The organism is Streptomyces panacea (assembly GCF_040560175.1).
GTDB classification, from domain to species: Bacteria; Actinomycetota; Actinomycetes; order Streptomycetales; family Streptomycetaceae; genus Streptomyces; species Streptomyces panacea.
The window spans coordinates 22,805-38,776 of sequence record NZ_JARJHW010000027.1 but is presented as its reverse complement, the minus strand read 5'-3'; the positions used below and the strand labels follow the sequence as shown (position 1 = coordinate 38,776).

At 70.0% G+C, this 15,972-nt stretch carries 18 protein-coding genes and 1 pseudogene; 1 reads left to right on the top strand and 18 read right to left on the bottom strand.

Annotation, left to right across the window (positions count from 1 at the left end; genetic code table 11):
• Window positions 1-41 precede the first annotated feature (41 nt).
• The gene (rpsB, locus tag P3L51_RS09825; protein WP_354604720.1) at window positions 42-1,010 is read right to left on the bottom strand and encodes a 30S ribosomal protein S2; all 969 of its coding nucleotides are present in this window, start codon (window positions 1,008-1,010) and stop codon (window positions 42-44) included.
• On the opposite strand from rpsB, the pseudogene P3L51_RS09820 reads away from it, so the two are divergent.
• Window positions 1,009-1,866: pseudogene (locus tag P3L51_RS09820) on the top strand (peptidoglycan DD-metalloendopeptidase family protein); the annotation flags it as partial. The gene rpsB and the pseudogene P3L51_RS09820 sit on opposite strands and share 2 nt — an antisense overlap.
• Window positions 1,867-2,158: 292 nt before the next feature.
• Here the strand turns inward: P3L51_RS09820 and P3L51_RS09815 are convergent.
• The 17 genes from P3L51_RS09815 to P3L51_RS09735 form a co-directional block, all read right to left on the bottom strand.
• The gene (locus P3L51_RS09815; RefSeq protein WP_354604736.1) at window positions 2,159-2,719 is read right to left on the bottom strand and encodes a TetR/AcrR family transcriptional regulator; all 561 of its coding nucleotides are present in this window, start codon (window positions 2,717-2,719) and stop codon (window positions 2,159-2,161) included.
• 73 nt (window positions 2,720-2,792) lie between these two features.
• Window positions 2,793-3,641: an RNA polymerase sigma factor WhiG gene (gene whiG, locus P3L51_RS09810; protein ID WP_354604719.1), complete on the bottom strand. Its 849-nt coding sequence runs from the start codon at window positions 3,639-3,641 to the stop codon at window positions 2,793-2,795.
• A gap of 248 nt (window positions 3,642-3,889) precedes the next feature.
• Window positions 3,890-5,059: a DNA-processing protein DprA gene (gene dprA / locus P3L51_RS09805; RefSeq protein ID WP_354604718.1), complete on the bottom strand. Its 1,170-nt coding sequence runs from the start codon at window positions 5,057-5,059 to the stop codon at window positions 3,890-3,892.
• Complete coding sequence (locus P3L51_RS09800) at window positions 5,056-6,684, bottom strand: YifB family Mg chelatase-like AAA ATPase (protein ID WP_354604717.1); 1,629 nt, start codon at window positions 6,682-6,684, stop codon at window positions 5,056-5,058. The genes dprA and P3L51_RS09800 overlap by 4 nt, the downstream gene beginning before the upstream one ends.
• On the bottom strand, window positions 6,684-7,046 hold the full coding sequence (locus P3L51_RS09795; protein ID WP_354604716.1) for a YraN family protein: 363 nt from the start codon (window positions 7,044-7,046) through the stop codon (window positions 6,684-6,686). Before P3L51_RS09795 ends, P3L51_RS09800 begins: the two co-directional genes overlap by 1 nt.
• Window positions 7,047-7,237: 191 nt before the next feature.
• Window positions 7,238-7,546, bottom strand: coding sequence for a DUF2469 domain-containing protein (locus P3L51_RS09790; RefSeq protein WP_003993268.1), 309 nt, complete (start codon window positions 7,544-7,546; stop codon window positions 7,238-7,240).
• A 55-nt stretch (window positions 7,547-7,601) separates the two neighbouring features.
• Entirely contained in the window at window positions 7,602-8,093 is a 492-nt protein-coding gene (locus P3L51_RS09785) for an NUDIX hydrolase (protein ID WP_354604715.1), read from the bottom strand.
• Window positions 8,083-8,850 (bottom strand): signal peptidase I, encoded by a 768-nt coding sequence (gene lepB / locus P3L51_RS09780; RefSeq protein WP_354604714.1) that lies wholly within the window; start codon window positions 8,848-8,850, stop codon window positions 8,083-8,085. Before lepB (P3L51_RS09780) ends, P3L51_RS09785 begins: the two co-directional genes overlap by 11 nt.
• A 60-nt stretch (window positions 8,851-8,910) precedes the next feature.
• Window positions 8,911-9,882, bottom strand: coding sequence for a signal peptidase I (gene lepB, locus P3L51_RS09775; RefSeq protein ID WP_354604735.1), 972 nt, complete (start codon window positions 9,880-9,882; stop codon window positions 8,911-8,913).
• On the bottom strand, window positions 9,851-10,855 hold the full coding sequence (lepB, locus tag P3L51_RS09770) for a signal peptidase I (RefSeq protein WP_354604713.1): 1,005 nt from the start codon (window positions 10,853-10,855) through the stop codon (window positions 9,851-9,853). The genes lepB (P3L51_RS09775) and lepB (P3L51_RS09770) overlap by 32 nt, the downstream gene beginning before the upstream one ends.
• A complete protein-coding gene (gene lepB, locus P3L51_RS09765) occupies window positions 10,848-11,624 on the bottom strand; it encodes a signal peptidase I (RefSeq protein ID WP_354604712.1) in 777 nt (258 codons plus the stop codon). The genes lepB (P3L51_RS09770) and lepB (P3L51_RS09765) overlap by 8 nt, the downstream gene beginning before the upstream one ends.
• A gap of 57 nt (window positions 11,625-11,681) precedes the next feature.
• On the bottom strand, window positions 11,682-12,032 hold the full coding sequence (gene rplS, locus P3L51_RS09760) for a 50S ribosomal protein L19 (RefSeq protein ID WP_354604711.1): 351 nt from the start codon (window positions 12,030-12,032) through the stop codon (window positions 11,682-11,684).
• A 131-nt stretch (window positions 12,033-12,163) separates the two neighbouring features.
• Window positions 12,164-12,985, bottom strand: coding sequence for a tRNA (guanosine(37)-N1)-methyltransferase TrmD (gene trmD, locus P3L51_RS09755; RefSeq protein WP_354604734.1), 822 nt, complete (start codon window positions 12,983-12,985; stop codon window positions 12,164-12,166).
• Between the two features lie 14 nt (window positions 12,986-12,999).
• Window positions 13,000-13,596, bottom strand: coding sequence for a ribosome maturation factor RimM (rimM, locus tag P3L51_RS09750; protein WP_354604710.1), 597 nt, complete (start codon window positions 13,594-13,596; stop codon window positions 13,000-13,002).
• Window positions 13,597-13,755: 159 nt separating this feature from the next.
• On the bottom strand, window positions 13,756-13,995 hold the full coding sequence (locus P3L51_RS09745; RefSeq protein WP_003980229.1) for an RNA-binding protein: 240 nt from the start codon (window positions 13,993-13,995) through the stop codon (window positions 13,756-13,758).
• Window positions 13,996-13,997: 2 nt separating this feature from the next.
• Complete coding sequence (rpsP, locus tag P3L51_RS09740; protein WP_354604709.1) at window positions 13,998-14,444, bottom strand: 30S ribosomal protein S16; 447 nt, start codon at window positions 14,442-14,444, stop codon at window positions 13,998-14,000.
• 230 nt (window positions 14,445-14,674) lie between these two features.
• On the bottom strand, window positions 14,675-15,268 hold the full coding sequence (locus P3L51_RS09735; protein WP_147878267.1) for a hypothetical protein: 594 nt from the start codon (window positions 15,266-15,268) through the stop codon (window positions 14,675-14,677).
• Window positions 15,269-15,972: the final 704 nt, after the last annotated feature.

Below are 15,972 nucleotides of genomic sequence, written 5' to 3'. Positions count from 1 at the left end.
GGGGCCCGTGGCCCCCGCCGTCAGCAACCGAACCTTTGAGGTCAGGCCTTGTCGGCGTCCGCGGCCGGAGCCTCGGCGACCGGCGCCTCGGCGACCTCGGCAGCGGGGGCCTCGGCCGGAGCGACGGCCTCGTCGGCCTGCTCCGCGTCGGCGACCTTCTCCGTCTCGGCGGAGCTCTGGACGTCGGCAGGCGCCTCGGCGTCGTCCGCGGGCTTCTCGGCGTCGCCCTTCTTGTCGCCTTCGAGGAGGTCGCGCTCCCACTCGGCGAGGGGCTCGCCGGCAGCCTTCTCGCCCGGCTTGGAGTCACCGGTGGCGGCGCCGGAACGGGCGATGAGGCCCTCGGCGACGGCGTCGGCGATCACGCGGGTGAGCAGGGTGACGGAGCGGATCGCGTCGTCGTTGCCCGGGATCTTGTAGTCGACCTCGTCGGGGTCGCAGTTGGTGTCGAGGATCGCGACGACCGGGATGTGGAGCTTGCGCGCCTCACCGACGGCGATGTGCTCCTTCTTGGTGTCGACGATCCAGACGGCGCTGGGCACCTTCTGCATTTCGCGGATACCACCGAGGGTCTTCTCCAGCTTGGCCTTCTCACGCGAGAGGACCAGGAGCTCCTTCTTGGTGAGGCCGGAGGCGGCCACGTCCTCGAAGTCGATCTGCTCAAGCTCCTTGAGACGCTGAAGGCGCTTGTAGACGGTGGAGAAGTTGGTGAGCATGCCGCCCAGCCAGCGCTGGTTGACATACGGCATGCCAACGCGCGTCGCCTGCTCGGCGATGGCTTCCTGCGCCTGCTTCTTCGTACCCACGAACATGATGGAGCCGCCGTGGGCGACGGTCTCCTTGACGAACTCGTAGGCGCGGTCGATGTACGACAGCGACTGGAGCAGGTCGATGATGTAGATGCCGTTGCGCTCCGTGAAGATGAAACGCTTCATCTTCGGGTTCCAGCGGCGGGTCTGGTGACCGAAGTGGACGCCGCTTTCCAGCAGCTCCCGCATCGTGACGACGGCCATGGCCGTACTCCTTGAGGTACTCGGTTGTCGCGTCCGCCGGACGGCGGTCGCGCCTGACGCCCCGGAACGCTTTGCCACTAGGGACCGAGAAGCGTGGACGCCGGCGAAAGAGGCCGACGGCGGGGCGTGCGAAGTCGATCCGGTGACCCGGATCGCCACAGGAAGTGTACGGGACCCGCACAGTGCCCGACGACGGAGTGCGAGGGTGACGGAGTTATGCACAATGGGCCGGTTATCCACAGAATTTGAGCATGATCCACATGGATCCGCCGACTGCGGCAGCGTGAACGACATGATCACTGTCCACGATTTGCTCATTCACGCGTCCGCCCGACCCGCCCGTCGTGGTCGGCGGGGGGTCATCTCCCTGTGTGTCTCCGTCGGTGTCGCCGCGCTCACGGGTGTGGTGGCGGCCCTCCTGTTCGGCCCCTCGCCCGATGCGCGGGCCGCGGACAACGAGGAGGCCGGCACGGGCGCCGATGCCCCCACGGGCGCCCGGACCGGGATCGGTGTCGAGACAGAGGAGAGTGTCGACGGCGTCAGTGGCGACCGGGCCTGGCCGGTGGGACACCGGCCGACCCTCCTACGAGGGTGGGAACCGCCCGCCTCGCCTTACGGCCCCGGCCACCGGGGCGTGGATCTCGCCGCGGCCCCGGGCACTCTCGTCCGCGCCGCCGCTTCCGGCCGGGTGTCCTTCACCGGCATGGTGGCGGGCCGCGGCGTCCTCTCGATCACGCTGCCCGGCACCGGGCAGCCACCGCTGCGGACGACCTACGAACCGGTGACGGCGGTTGTCGCCGAAGGTGACGAAGTGACGGCGGGCCAGGTCGTCGCCGTCCTCGGCCCGGGACCGTTCCACTGCGCAGGCGGATGTCTGCACTGGGGCCTGCTGCGGGGGGAAACCTATCTCGACCCCTTGTCCCTGCTGCCCGACGACCTGCTCGACCGCGGCCCGGCCCGTCTGCTGCCCGTATTCGGGATTCCCGAGCCGGCAACCACGCAAGCGCCGACCGGATCACCTTCGCCCTTGCCGCCGGACGATGCGGTGATCATGGCGGAGGAAACCGCCGCCGTGGCCGGCGACGTTCTGCATGCCGCGGCCCTGCTCGCGGCTGCGGCGTGGGTACGGCAGCGGAGTCGTACGGGGGTCAGTTACCGCGTACGCCTCGGAGCACCATGGACACCGCCGCCTCGGCGATCACCACGGGGTCCTCGGCCGCGCCCAACTCGATCCGCCGCACAGCGGCGTCCACAACACCCTGGAGCAGCATCGCGGCCAGCCTCGGCTCCTCGTGGCCCAGTTCCGAAAGGGCGTCGACGATCATCGCGATGAGCCCGCCGTGGGCCGCTCGGATCTTCTCGCGGGCGCCCGCGTCGAGCTCACTCGCGGAGATCGCGACCACCGCGCGGTGACGGCGGTCGCCGACGAGGCTCAACTGCGTGCGTACGTACGCTTCGACCTTGGTCTCAGGGGTCGTCGCCTCCGCCATGGCGAACTCGATCTCGGCTGCCCAGACAGGGAAGTCGACGGCGCAGAGCTCCTCGACGACGGCCGCGCGCGAGCGGAAGTACTCGTAGACCGACGACCGGGCGAGCCCCGTGCGCTCGGCGAGGGCGGGGAAGGTCAACGCCTCCGTGCCGCCTTCGGACAAGAGGGAGCGTGCGGCGTCCAGCAGGGCGCCGCGCTGCATGGTCCGGTGCTCGGCCACGGAGGCCGCTCGAATCCTGGGCACGTGCCCACTGTACGGCGGAGACCGCCCGCGCAGGCGGGGCAGTGACGATTCAGCGTCCCGCGTCGGCGAGTTTCGCGCGGAGCTGGAGCACGGACTTCGTGTGGATCTGGCTGACGCGGCTCTCGGTGACGCCGAGGACGTTGCCGATCTCCGCCAGCGTGAGCCCCTCGTAGTAGTAGAGGGTGACCACGGTCTTCTCGCGTTCGGGAAGGGTGTTGATGGCGCGGGCGAGCAGCCGGCGCAGCTCGCGGTCCTCGGCGACCTCGACGGGGTTGTCGGCCGCCGTGTCCTCCAGCGTGTCCATCAGACTGAGCCGGTCGCCACCTTCCCCGCCGACATGCAGCAGTTCCTCCAGCGCCACGACGTTCGCCAGCGACAACTGGCTGAAGACGGCGTGCAGTTCCTCGACGGCGATGCCCATCTCGGCAGCCACCTCAATCTCCGAGGGGGTACGCCGCAGCTGCGCCTCCAGCGTCGCGTACGCCCGCTCGACGGCCCTGGCCTTCTGGCGTACGGAGCGCGGGATCCAGTCCAGCGCACGCAGTTCGTCGATCATCGCGCCGCGGATGCGTGTGATGGCGTAGGTCTCGAACTTGATCGACCGCTCGATGTCGAACTTCTCGATCGCGTCGATGAGCCCGAAGACTCCGGAGGAGACGAAGTCCGCCTGCTCGACGTTGGACGGCAGCCCCACACTCACCCGGCCGGCGACGTACTTCACCAGCGGCGAGTAGTGCAGGATCAACTGCTCTCGCAGCCGCTCGTTACCCGTGGTCTTGTACGACCGCCACAAGGTGTCGAGCGCCGAGGGGGCGGAGGGTCGCACTTCGCCGCGGGCCGCGGGGGGCGCCACGGGGGGCGCCGCCGCACGGTCGGACCCGGAGGTGTGCTGGGGCATGCGTTGCCTTGAGCCGTTCTGCCGTGAAGTGGGGGGAGGTGTGTCTGGGCCGGATTCCTGGTGAGCGTAGCGTGACACCGCGGTCGCGGTGCGCGAGGAGGTAGAGGCTATTGCCTGTCCGGACAGGCGCTGTCGGCCGCCGCCGAGATTCGCGATCCGGCGCCGACACCCCGCGTATCGGCCGCTGTCGCGCGGCCGGGAGAACTGCGATGGTCATCCGCCTCACCTTTTCACCCGAATGCCCCAGGTCAAGGACCGGCTCGCCGCGCACCGCCGTCGCGTGTCGTCGGCGGCGTCAACTGCCAGCCGTCACCGTGCCGTTCGACGAACCCGAGGGAGTGAAGTTCGTACAGCTTGCCGAGAGCCTCGTCGACCGTCGTCGCGGCCTCCCGCGCGATGTCCCGCCCGCCGAGGGCGCCTCGGGCGGGCAGCGCGTCAAGGATCTGTCTGCCGAGGGGATCGAGCAGGTCCCTCGCCAGAACGGGACCGCGCCTGGTGGGCGCGAGGTCGCCCATGTCCCCCACCAGCTCGGCCACTTCGGCCGCGTCCGTGACCAGCACGCCTTCGCCTCGTAGCAGTTCGTGCACCCCGGCGGAGAGCCCGCTCGTCGCCGGACCCGGCACCCCCATGGTGAACCGCCCGAGCCGCTGCGCGCTGCGGGCGGTGACCAGTGAGCCGCTGCGGTACTCGGCCTCCACCACGACCGTTCCCCGGGTGAGTGCCGCGATCACGCGGTTACGCAGGACGAACCTGCTGCGGGTCGGATGATCACCGGGCGCCAGTTCCCCCACCACCAGCCCCTGTTCGGCGATGCGCCGCACCAGTTCCGCGTGTCCGGGCGGGTAGACCACATCGACGCCGCAGGCCAGGACCGCGACGGTCGCGCCGTCGGAGGCGAGCGCTCCCCGGTGGGCGGCTCCGTCGATTCCGTACGCCCCGCCCGACGTCACCACCCAGCCCCGCTCGGCCAGACCGGATGCGATGCTCGCCGCCATGTGCGCCCCGTACGGCGTGCAGGCCCTGGCTCCCACGATGGCGACGGAGCGCAGGGCCCAGAGCCTCAGGTCGGGTCTGCCGCGCACCCACAGCCCGATGGGGCGTGACGTGCCCAGGTCGTCGAGCTGAGTCGGCCATTCCTGGTCGCCGGGACAGACGAACCGTCCGCCGATCCCGGCAACGACCGACAGATCACGCTCGGGGGCGGTCGCCGCCGCACGTGCCCGAAGCCCGCGGATGCGGCGCGGACCGATTTCACCCAGGGCCTCGTCGTCGGCCCCCTCGGGGGAGGTGAGCAGTCGCATCAGTCCCCGGGCGCCGTACTTGCGCAGCCACCGGCCGCCGTTCTCGTCGCCCGGCTCGATCACGCGTGTCAGGGCGGCCCTCGCCAGTCGCTCGTCGGCCCCGATTCCCGTGGTCATGACACGCCGCCGATCGTGGCCCCGGCGCCCCGCGCGATGCCGGTGCGCAGCTCCAGCGCCAGGCCCACGTCCCGTCCGTCGGGACGGTCGTGTCCGGCGAGGTCCGCGACTGTCCACGCGACGCGCAGGACCCGGTCCAGGCCGCGAGCCGTGAGGAGTCCCCGTTCGAGGTCCCGCTCGGCGGCGTCGAGTGCCCCGGGGGTGGTGAGCCACCGGGTACGCAGTTCGTGACCGGGCACTTCGCTGTTGACCGTCCATGGCGTCCCCGCCAGCCGCTCCGCCGACCGCAGCCGGGCCTCCCTGATCCGCTCGGCGACGACAGCCGTGGTCTCACCCCGGCCGCCCCGGCCCATGAGATCGGCACGGTGCACCGGCTGGACCTCCACCCGGAGATCGACCCGGTCGAGCAGGGGACCGGACAGGCGCGACTGGTAGCGACGGATCGCGGAGGGCGGGCAGTCGCACCCGGCGCCGTGCAAGGTGTGCCGGCCGCAGGGGCACGGGTTGGCGGCGAGAACCATCAGGAAGCGGGCGGGCAGCCGTACGACTCCGGCGCTGCGCGCGATGACCACCTGCCCCGATTCGAGGGGCTGGCGCAGCGCGTCGAGGGCCTTGCCCGAGAATTCAGGCGCCTCGTCAAGAAAGAGCACACCCTTGTGCGCCAGGGACACCGCTCCGGGTCTCGCCAGCCCGTTGCCGCCTCCGACGAGGGACTGCATGGTCGCCGAGTGATGCGGGGCGCAGTAGGGCGCCGTACGTACGAGCGGTTCGCCCGGCGGCAGGATCCCGGCAACCGAGTGCACCGCCGTGACCTCCACGGACTCCTGCCTCGTCAGCGGCGGCAGCAGCGCGGGCAGCCGCTCGGCCAGCATCGTCTTGCCCGCTCCGGGCGGGCCCTGCAGGAGCAGATGGTGTCCTCCCGCCGCGGCAACCTCCAGGGCCGTACGCGCTCCCCGCTGCCCTGCCACGTCGGCGAGGTCCGGGCAGTGCGCGTCCCGCCGCCCGAAACCGGGAGCCAGGCCCGTCCCCACCCCGGCGCCGGGGACCATCAGACCGGCGAGCATGGGATCGGGGCGGCCCTCCTCACTGATCGTCGGCTCCTCGGGCACCGGTTCGCCGGTCAGCACCGCGATGAGCTGGCGCAGGCTGCGTACGCCGAGCACGGACACCCCCGGAACCAGCGACGCCTCGCCCGCTGTCTGCTCCGGCACGACCACCTGGCGGTAGCCGGCCTCGGCCGCCGCGAGGACGGCCGGGAGGATGCCTCGTACCGGACGGACCCTGCCGTCGAGCCCGAGCTCCCCGATCAGCACCAGGTCGGCGATGGCCCGCGCCTCGATACGCTCGGCCGCTCCCAGTACGGCCACCGCAACAGCGAGATCGAAACCCGATCCGCTCTTGGGTACGGAGGCCGGACTGAGCCCCACCGTGAGCTTCTTCTGCGGCCATTCCGCGCCGGAGTTCACGACAGCCGCCCTGACTCTGTCGCGGCTCTCCGACAGGCTCTTGTCGGGCAGCCCGACCAGCGTGAAGGCCGCCACGCCGGGTTCGAGATCCGCCTGGACCTCCACCACCACGCCCTCGACGCCCACCAGCGCCACCGAGCACGCACGCGCGAATCCCATCAGGCCACCCCTCGCGCGTGCTCGACCACGGGAGCGCCGCGTCTGGGCAGCACCACTCCGATCAGGTCGATACGCACCCCACCCGGGGGTGGTCCGCCGCACGCGTCCAGCCAGCAGGCGGCCAGGCGCCTCAGCCGGTCGACCTTCACCGGCGTCACCGCGGCCATCGGATGCTCGAAGGAGCCTTCCCTGCGGGTCTTCACCTCACAGACGACCAGCACGTCCCCGTCGCGGGCGACGATGTCGATCTCGCCCGTCCTGCCGCACCGCCAGTTGCGGTCCAGCACGGTCATCCCCGCCGCCGCCAGCCGTCGCGCGGCCAGCCCTTCGCCGTACCGCCCGAGTGCCCCCGTCGCGTTCATGTCGGCACCACCTCCGGCACCGACTCTGAGGCGAAGGCCCACAGCGAGTGGATCTTGGTGGACAACTCACCGGTTGTGGATAACTCCGCCACCCACCAGCACCCCAGGAGTCACGACAGCCTCAACCACCCCAGCCCTTACCGCACCGGCCGCCGCTCAGCCACCCACCCGCATCAGCCGCATCGCCCGCTTCAGCCGCTCGGCAGCTCCAAGTCGCTTTTGTTCAGCTCCTCGATGTTCACGTCCTTGAACGTGAGCACCCTCACCTGCTTGACGAACCTGGCCGGCCGGTACATGTCCCAGACCCACGCGTCCGCCATCGAGACCTCGAAGAAGACCTCGCCCTGCACCGAGTGCACCTGCATCTCGTAGTCATTGGTGAGATAGAAGCGTCGTTCGGTCTCGATCACGTATTTGAACAGACCGACGACATCGCGGTACTCCCGGTAGAGCTTCAGCTCCATCTCGGTCTCGTACTTCTCGAGGTCCTCGGCGCTCATGGCATGTTCCCCTTCAGCCGTACGTCCCCCTATTGTGCTCCGGCCCCGTGCGCCCCTAGACGATTTCAGAGGCGAGAAGCACCGGCGCACCCGGAGGACCCTCGTCGAGCAGCGTGCGCAGCAGCCCGGCGAGCCTGGTCGGATACACCGTCTCACGCGTCGTCGACAGTTCGGCGGAGGTCCACCACCTCAGCTCCGCGACACTGCGCCGCTCCAGCTCCGTCAGCCCCTCGGGGGTCGTCTCGGTCTGCGCCGTACGTGCCAGGAAGTACCACTCGTCCTGGTCCCAGCGGCGCCCGTCGAACGGAAAGGAGCAGGTACGCCGCCAGAGAACCGGCCCGAGCTCCACCTCTGTGATGCCGGTCTCCTCGGTCAGCTCGCGGAGCGCGGCCTCCTGCCGCGTCTCGTCGCCCTCCAGGCCGCCGCCGGGCGTGAACCACCAGTCGCGGGCGGGGTCGGCCGGCTCGTATCCGCGCATGAGCAGAATGCGGTCGTCCGGGTCGAGCAGTACGACCCGTGAGACCTTCCGCGGCGCGTCACCGGACACCGGTCGACACCTCCCCGTCGGTCCGCCCCGTCGGCCCCGTACGCCGCCGACTCAGCCGCTGTACGACCGGCCCGTACGCCGCGCCTCCCAGGATCAGCAGCGCCCCGAGGACCGCCGAGCCCACCACCAGCGTCACGGGCCCCGGCTCCGACACCCCGCCGGGAAGCGCCGCGAATCCCCGCGGGCGTTCGATCAGACCGCCCAGCGGCCACGCCACCGCGTCGATCCGCGCGGTCACCGTCGAGCGGGGCACCGACCCCTGCCCCTGGTCCTGGAGGTGGACCCGTGAGTCCAGCGACCCGCTGCGTTCGTCACCGAGGAGGAACAGCTGTCCCTTCGGGACCGTCGCCCCGAAGCCCGTGGTCGACGCGAGCCCGCCCGGCATCCGCTGGACGTACGGTTCCTCGATCGATTTCCCGTTGACCGTCAGACGCCCCTCGGAGTCGCAGCAGGCGACCTTGTCGCCCCCGACGCCGACGACCCGTTTCACCATCGGCATGTCGCCCCACTGCGCGTCCTTGAAGACCACGACATCGCCACGCCGCACCTGGTCGCCCGATATCCGCTGCGCCAGGACCCGGTCGCCGGCCTTCACCGTCGGGTCCATCGAATCCGTCGGCACGGTGTACGGCTGGTACTCCACCGCCCCCCAGACGAACCCGCCGAGGAAGAGCACACAGCCGACGGCCACGGCCAGCCCCGACAGCACACTGCCGAGGCGGCCGTGGCCGCCGTTCGTACGTCCTGTTCCGCTCATCCCAGCCGTCCCCCGTCCCGGAGAATGATCATCGCCGGATCGGCGATCTGGGACGGCACCCTACCCGGCGGTACGGCCGCCGGTCAGCCTCCGCCTACGCCAGAACACCAGCGGCAGGGCGCCGGCGACGCCGAGCACGGCCGGAGCCCCCGCAGTCGCCACAGCGGCCGCGTTGAGGCCCTTCTGGTCGAAGGTGTCGGGCACGGGCAGCGTCGACAGCCGGTTGAGCGGCCAGGCGATGACGATCGCGCGGCCGACGACCTCGTCCGTGGAGACGGTGCCGTGACCCGGCAGTTCCTGGTGGTAGCGGGAGTCGAGCGAATTCTGCCGGTGATCGCCCATCACCCAGATCCGCCCGTCGGGCACCGTGATAGGTCCGAACGGCTCGTCGTCACAGGCGCTGTTTCCGGGGAAGATGTACGACTTCTCGTCCAGCGACTTCCCGTTGACCTGGACACTGCCGCCCTTCTGGCACTCCACCGTGTCGCCGCCGACCGCGATGACCCTCTTGATGAGGTCCTTCTCCTCGGAGGACGGCATGAGGCCGATGAAGCTGAGGAACTTCTGCGCCACGTTGGGCTCGGGCGCCTCCGTGCTGTCGAGCCAGCCGCCCGGGTCGTGGAAGACCACGACCTCGCCGCGCTCGGGCTCCGCGCCGAACCACGGAGTGAGCTTGTCGACGAGCACACGGTCCCCACGCTGCAGGGTGTCCTGCATCGAGTCCGAGGGGATCGAGAACGCCTGTACCAGGAAGGTCTTGATCAGCAGCGCGAGCAGCAGCGCGATACCGATCAGCAGCGGCAGCTCCTTCCAGAACGAACGCGGCTTCTTTACGTAGGAAGCCCCGTCGCCTCCGGACTCGCCGTCCTCGGGCCCACCGTCCAGCCGCTCCACCGTCTGGTCCTTCATCTCTGCGGACGCGCCTGCGGATGGGGTCTCCGCGGCGGAACCGGCAGAACCGGCGGGAGGCTCGGCGAGCTGCTCGGGCCTGTCCTCGGGCTCACCGTGTCCGGATCGTGCGCCGACGGCCAAATCCCCCACATCCACTCCTCACTCCGTGCAACCGCCCGCTCCGGAGACGGAGCAGGCCCACTACTCCCATAACGAGCGGGAGTTCCGCAGGGGTCGGGAGCAGGATCATTCCGTTCGGATCCTGAGAGGACACACTATTCGACGGGCCGAGCGCCGTGGTCGGTGCGGCGCGCGCGTCCGGTACGGAGGCGTACGTCTCCGGCTCCTCCAGCCGCCGCCAGTGGCCCAGCGGCCAGGCGATGACGACGGCCCGTCCGACGACCTCGTCCTCGGAGACGGTGCCGCGGAACTTCTCGTCGAGATGGAAGCGCGAGTCGGCCGAGTTCGACCGGTGGTCGCCCATCACGAAGATCCGCCCCGTCGGCACCTTCACCTCGAAGTCGAGCGTCGACGGCGGGTTGCCGGGATTCAAGTACGGCTCCGTCAGCGGTACCCCGTTGACCACGATGCGCCCGTCCTTGTCGCAGCACTTCACGGTGTCGCCGCCCACGGCGACGACGCGCTTGATCAGGTCCTGCTCGTCGGCGGACGGCAGCAGTCCGATGAAGGTGAGGACCTGCTTGACCTGCTTGACGACGATCGGGTCGTCCGCGGGCACCTCGGTCTCCTCCTGGAGCCAGCCGCCGGGGTCCTTGAACACGACGACGTCGCCGCGCTCGGGGCGGGAGCCGAACCAGGGCGTCAGCTTGTCCACGAGCACCCGGTCGTCGATCCGGATCGTCTGCTCCATGGAGCCGGAGGGGATCACGAAGGCCTGGACGAGGAAGGTCTTCAGCACGAGCGCGATCAGCAGCGCCACGGTGATCAGGAGCGGGATCTCCGTCATGGCGGAGCGCCGACGGCGGCGTTTCACCTTGCGGGCGAGCCTGCGCCGCTCCGCGCGCCCCGGCAGGGAGCGTCCTGAGGTGGGTCTGGTGCCTGTCGGCAGCCGGGTGTCGGACCGGTGGCCCCCGGGCCGTCCGCGGTTACCCATGGGCGCCGTCCGGGCCGGTTACGTCCCTGAAGGCGTCGGAGCGCTCCAGGGAGGCCCAGCGGCCCAGTGGCCAGCCGATCCAGTCCACCCGCCCGATGACCTCGTCGACGGGCACCGTGCCGCCGCCGGGTCGGCCCAAGTGGTCACGTGAGTCGCGGGAGTTGCTGCGGTGGTCGCCCATCACCCAGAGGGTGCCGGCGGGTACGACGATGTCGAAGGGCGCGTCGGACGGCGCGTCGCCGAAGTACAGGTACCGCTCGTCGACCGCCCGGCCGTTCACCTCGACCTTGCCCCCCTCGTCGCAGCAGACCACTCGGTCTCCCCCCACGCCGATCACGCGTTTCACGAAATCGGTCTCGGCGGGCTCGGCGAGACCGAGGGCCGCCGCCGCCCCGTGGGCGAACCGGGTGAGGGGATTCTCCCGCGCCGGCTCCTGGACGAAGGACCCGGTGCCGTCGAAGACGACCACATCACCGCGCCGCGGCTCGGTACCGAAACGGTACGCCAACTTGTTGACCAGCACCCGGTCCCCGACCTGGAGGCCCGGCTCCATGGAGCCGCTGGGGATCAGGAAGGGCTGCACGACAAAGGCGCTGAACAGCAGGAGAGAGGCCGTACCCAGCAGTCCCAGGGCCGCGGCCTTGCGCCACGACAGCGCCCGTAGAAGTCCCGGGAACCCCGGCATACGCACAGAGCGCGACCCCTCTTCATTCCCTGTGGCGGGTGTGGAAGAGGGGCCGCGCTCCAAGTGCTGTCGTTCGGTGTCCATCGGGCTCAGAGCTTATCCGGCCGTCCGGTGCAACCGTGCGCGAGTTCGAGCTTCAGCTCAGTTGTCGCGCTTCTCCTTGATCTTCGCGGCCTTGCCGCGCAGCTCACGGAGGTAGTAGAGCTTGGCGCGACGTACGTCACCACGGCTCACGAGCTCGATCTTCTCGAAGATCGGGCTGTGCACCGGGAAGGTGCGCTCGACGCCGACGGAGAAGGAGACCTTGCGGACCGTGAAGGTCTCACGGACGCCCGAGCCCTGCCGGCGGATGACAACACCCTTGAACTGCTGGATACGGGAGCGGTTGCCTTCGATGACACGTACGTGGACGTTCACGGTGTCGCCGGGACGGAAGGCGGGGAGGTCGGTACGCAGCGACGCCGCGTCGACGGTGTCGAGCAGGTGAGCCATGATTGTCTGCTTCCTCGCTGATGCCACAGGTCATCAACGGAATGTCGAAAGGAAAATTCGGAGCGCCGTTCTCGTCGGGTGGGCGTCGTTCCCCCTGTGGCAGGGGCGCGCACCGGACGTACGGCAGCGGTTCATTCTTCCACGGCCTCGGGCCTGCGCCAAAATCGGCCACCGGGCTCCGGGGCCCAGCCCATGATGGAGAGCGTCTCGCGGTCCTTCTTGTCGAAGGCCGCGGCGTCACAACGCTCGATCATGTCGGGCCTGTTGAGCGCCGTACGGCGGAACGCCTCGTCCCGCCGCCACCGCGCGATCCTGCTGTGGTGACCGCTGAGAAGGATGTCCGGAATGGCACGCCCGCGCCACTCCGGCGGCTTGGTGTAGACGGGGCCTTCCAGCAGATCGGCCATCGCTCCGGGGGCGAAGGAGTCGTCACGGTGGGACTCCGCGTTGCCCAGGACGCCGGGCAGCAGCCGCGCGACGGCCTCCATGATGACCAGGACGGCGGCCTCGCCGCCGGCCAGGACGTAGTCGCCGATGGACACCTCGTACACCGGCATCCGCGTCGCGTACTCGTCGACGACGCGGCGGTCGATGCCCTCGTACCGGGCCGGCGCGAAGACCAGCCAGGGCCGCTCGGAGAGCTCGACGGCGAGTTCCTGGGTGAAGGGGCGGCCACTGGGCGTGGGAACGACCAGGACGGGGCGGTGCGCGCCCGCCTCGTAGCCGTCCGCGATGGCCTCGTCGAGGGCCTCGCCCCAGGGGCCGGTCTTCATCACCATGCCGGGGCCGCCGCCGTAAGGGGTGTCGTCGACCGTGTTGTGCCGGTCGTACGTCCACTCCCGGAGGTCGCGCACGTCCACGTCGAGGCGGCCACGCGCGCGTGCCTTGCCGACGAGGGACACGTTCAACGGTTCGAGGTACTCGGGGAAGATCGTGATCACATCGGCCCGCAGGGTGGCGGCGGACGTCATGACGACTCGCCCTTGCCCGCGCCGTCGGGACCGGCGCTGTCGGTGCCCTCGGTGTCCTCGCCCTTGGTGCCGGCGACCACTGCGTTGTCGTCGATGAGGCCGGGCGGCGGGTCGACCACGGCCCTCTGCTCGACCAGGTCGATCTCGGTGACGATCTCCTCGACGAAGGGGATCATGACCTCGGTGCCGTCGGGCCGCTCCACGATGAACAGGTCTTGCGACGGAAGGTGAGTGATCTCGGTGATCCGCCCGACCTCGGTACCGTCCGCCAGGACGACGTCCAGGTCCATGAGCTGGTGATCGTAGTACTCGTCCGGGTCCTCCGGCATGTCCTCCGGGTCCACCTCGGCGATGAGCAGGGTGTTGCGCAGGGCCTCGGCGCCCGTACGGTCGCTCACCCCGGCGAAACGCAGCAGCAGCCTGCCGCTGTGCACCCGGCCGGTCTCGATCGTCAGGGGGCCCGTGGAGGCCGGTTCGGTGGCGAGTACGGCTCCGGGGCCGAGTCGCAGCTCGGGCTCGTCCGTACGCACCTCGACGGTGACCTCGCCCTTGATGCCGTGGGCACGGCCGATCCGCGCGACTACCAACTGCACTTGCACACGCCCCTGTTCTCCAACTTCTGCGACTTCTGCGACTTCTCCGGCATTGGTGGCGGCGGAGCGGCGCCACGGCGTTCCGCGTCCGCGCCGCGAAGACGACAAAGACCGGGGAGGGCCATGGCCCTCCCCGGCCCGTGCCGGTTCACAACTCTGTCAGCGGACCTGATCCACATCGACGAGGTCGACGCGGATACCACGGCCGCCGATCGCACCCACGACGGTGCGCAGGGCGCGTGCGGTGCGGCCGTTGCGGCCGATCACCTTGCCGAGGTCGTCGGGATGAACCCGTACCTCGAGCACACGGCCACGGCGCAGGGTGCGCGAGGCGACCTGCACATCGTCCGGGTTGTCGACGATGCCCTTCACGAGGTGCTCGAGAGCCTCCTCGAGCATGCTCAGGCCTCGGTCGGCTCAGCGGCGGGCGCCGAAGCAGCGGCGTCAGCCTCGTCCGCCTTCTTGTCGGCCTTCTTCGCCTTCGGGGTGATGGCATCACCCTTGGGCTCGTCGCCATCCTTGGTGAGGGCCTCGAAGAGGGCACGCTTGTCGGCCTTCGGCTCCGGCAGGAGCAGCGGCGCCGGCGCGGGCAGGCCCTTGTGCGCCTGCCAGTCGCCCGTGAGCTTGAGGATCGCGAGAACCGGCTCGGTCGGCTGGGCGCCGACGGACAGCCAGTAACGCGCGCGGTCCGAGTCGACCTCGATACGCGACGGGTTCTGCACCGGGTGGTACAGGCCGATCTCCTCGATGGCCCGGCCGTCACGGCGGGTGCGGGAGTCGGCGACGATGATGCGGTAGTGAGGCGAACGGATCTTGCCCAGACGCTTCAGCTTGATCTTGACTGCCACGGAAGTGGTCTCTCCTGGATCTTGACGTGGTTGGGCACATCGACATGCCGCGTGGGGTTGCGGTACTCGTGTGCCCGATGGACGCGTCAGCCGGAGGAGAGAGGGGTCCTATGCGACTGTCGAGTACAGCTGGTCATTGTGCCACACGCCTCGGGCGCGCCGCGCCCCGCCCGACCGGGGGCGGCTCCTGACGGAGACGGCTCCGGGGCCGGGCGGGCAGCGGGTGGTGCTCAGCTCGCAGCGGCGACCACTTCCGGAATGCGGAACGGCTTGCCACAGCCGCCGCACACGATCGGGGCCTGGGCGAGGACCGACGGAACCACGCGCACGTTACGGCCGCAGTCGCAGACCGCCTTCACGCGCACCCCGCCACCCGACGAGCCGTGCCGCGCGGCGGGGCCGCGGAAGCTGCGCTCGGTGTCGGACGTCGTCGCGACCGTGTGCGCCGCGAGGGCGCGCTGGAGTCGCTCGATGGTGGGGCGATAGCGGCGTCTCGCCTCGGGATTGAGTGATACCAGGGAGAAACCGCTGCTGGGATGCGGTTCCTCGGAATGGTCCAGGCCCAACTCCTCGGCGATCGCGAGGAATCGGCGGTTGTGGTAGCGGCCTGCTCGGGAGGTGTCGCGGACACCCCGGGCGGCGGCGATGCCATGGACTGCCTCATGAAGCAGTCGCTCGAAGGAGAGCTCGGCGCCGCAGGCGGACGACGACTCTCCGATCAGGGACTCTGGCGCGGCAAGATCGGGCAGCTCGGTGTGGTGCCGCTGAATCTCGGCCCACGCCTGCGCCAGCTCTGCGGCGAGAACAGGTGGTGTCGTGCTCACGTCGTGAACAACGAGCCTGGACGCTCCCGGGTTCCATTCCGGGGCATCCCAAATATTTTGCACGTACCCGTCAGTTGCCATTGATGCGTCCCGACGAGGGCGGGTGCGTAGATCTGCGGAGAAGCCTCGCTTCTCGCCACAAGGCGGTACGTAGCACTGGCTACGTCTGGACGCGTAGGAGAAATACGTACACCAGAGCGAACCCACGGCCACTACGGCCGTTCGGGCAACCGTCTTCGATGTCCACGCCGCTCAGGCCTCCGTAGAAGGGCGATACGGGGCGGGACCACAAGAACGACATTAACGGGCGCGCCGCCGATCCCCGGCATCGGCCCCGACCGGGGCAGCCCGCGCGGATTCACCCGATACCGGCGCGGGTGACGGGGAGTTGAGGGATCACGCCCCGGCGACGTCACCCTTTCGGCCCAATCTCCACCGACGCCCGTCCATGACCCTCGTACGCCGTTGCGCCTTGCCTGCGCGGGCTCCGCACACGGGCGGAGTGGCGGCGTACGAGGCGCGGCCAGGGGCGATTCGGCGGAGGCTCGCACCGTAGGGCGACAACGTCCGGTGAGAGCGATTTTTCGTGCGCCGGGGCGCACGACCGGAGCACACAAGGATTGCCCGCGAACCACTGGACGCGGGCACGGATGCGGAGTTCTCTGGCATACGGGGAACGAAGGCGCGCACGTACACGGGGGCTG

Bases quoted from the DNA above. Each gene is read 5' to 3' on its own strand.
- P3L51_RS09795 (WP_354604716.1), bottom strand. From the start codon at position 7,046: ATGAACGCGACGGGGGCACTCGGGCGGTACGGCGAAGGGCTGGCCGCG.
- P3L51_RS09800 (WP_354604717.1), bottom strand. From the start codon at position 6,684: ATGGGATTCGCGCGTGCGTGCTCGGTGGCGCTGGTGGGCGTCGAGGGC.
- dprA (WP_354604718.1), bottom strand. From the start codon at position 5,059: ATGACCACGGGAATCGGGGCCGACGAGCGACTGGCGAGGGCCGCCCTG.
- rpsB (WP_354604720.1), bottom strand. From the start codon at position 1,010: ATGGCCGTCGTCACGATGCGGGAGCTGCTGGAAAGCGGCGTCCACTTC.
- whiG (WP_354604719.1), bottom strand. From the start codon at position 3,641: ATGCCCCAGCACACCTCCGGGTCCGACCGTGCGGCGGCGCCCCCCGTG.
- rplS (WP_354604711.1), bottom strand. From the start codon at position 12,032: ATGGCTCACCTGCTCGACACCGTCGACGCGGCGTCGCTGCGTACCGAC.
- lepB (WP_354604713.1), bottom strand. From the start codon at position 10,855: ATGGGTAACCGCGGACGGCCCGGGGGCCACCGGTCCGACACCCGGCTG.
- lepB (WP_354604714.1), bottom strand. From the start codon at position 8,850: ATGAGCGGAACAGGACGTACGAACGGCGGCCACGGCCGCCTCGGCAGT.
- P3L51_RS09790 (WP_003993268.1), bottom strand. From the start codon at position 7,546: ATGAGCGCCGAGGACCTCGAGAAGTACGAGACCGAGATGGAGCTGAAG.
- lepB (WP_354604712.1), bottom strand. From the start codon at position 11,624: ATGGACACCGAACGACAGCACTTGGAGCGCGGCCCCTCTTCCACACCC.
- P3L51_RS09745 (WP_003980229.1), bottom strand. From the start codon at position 13,995: ATGCTCGAGGAGGCTCTCGAGCACCTCGTGAAGGGCATCGTCGACAAC.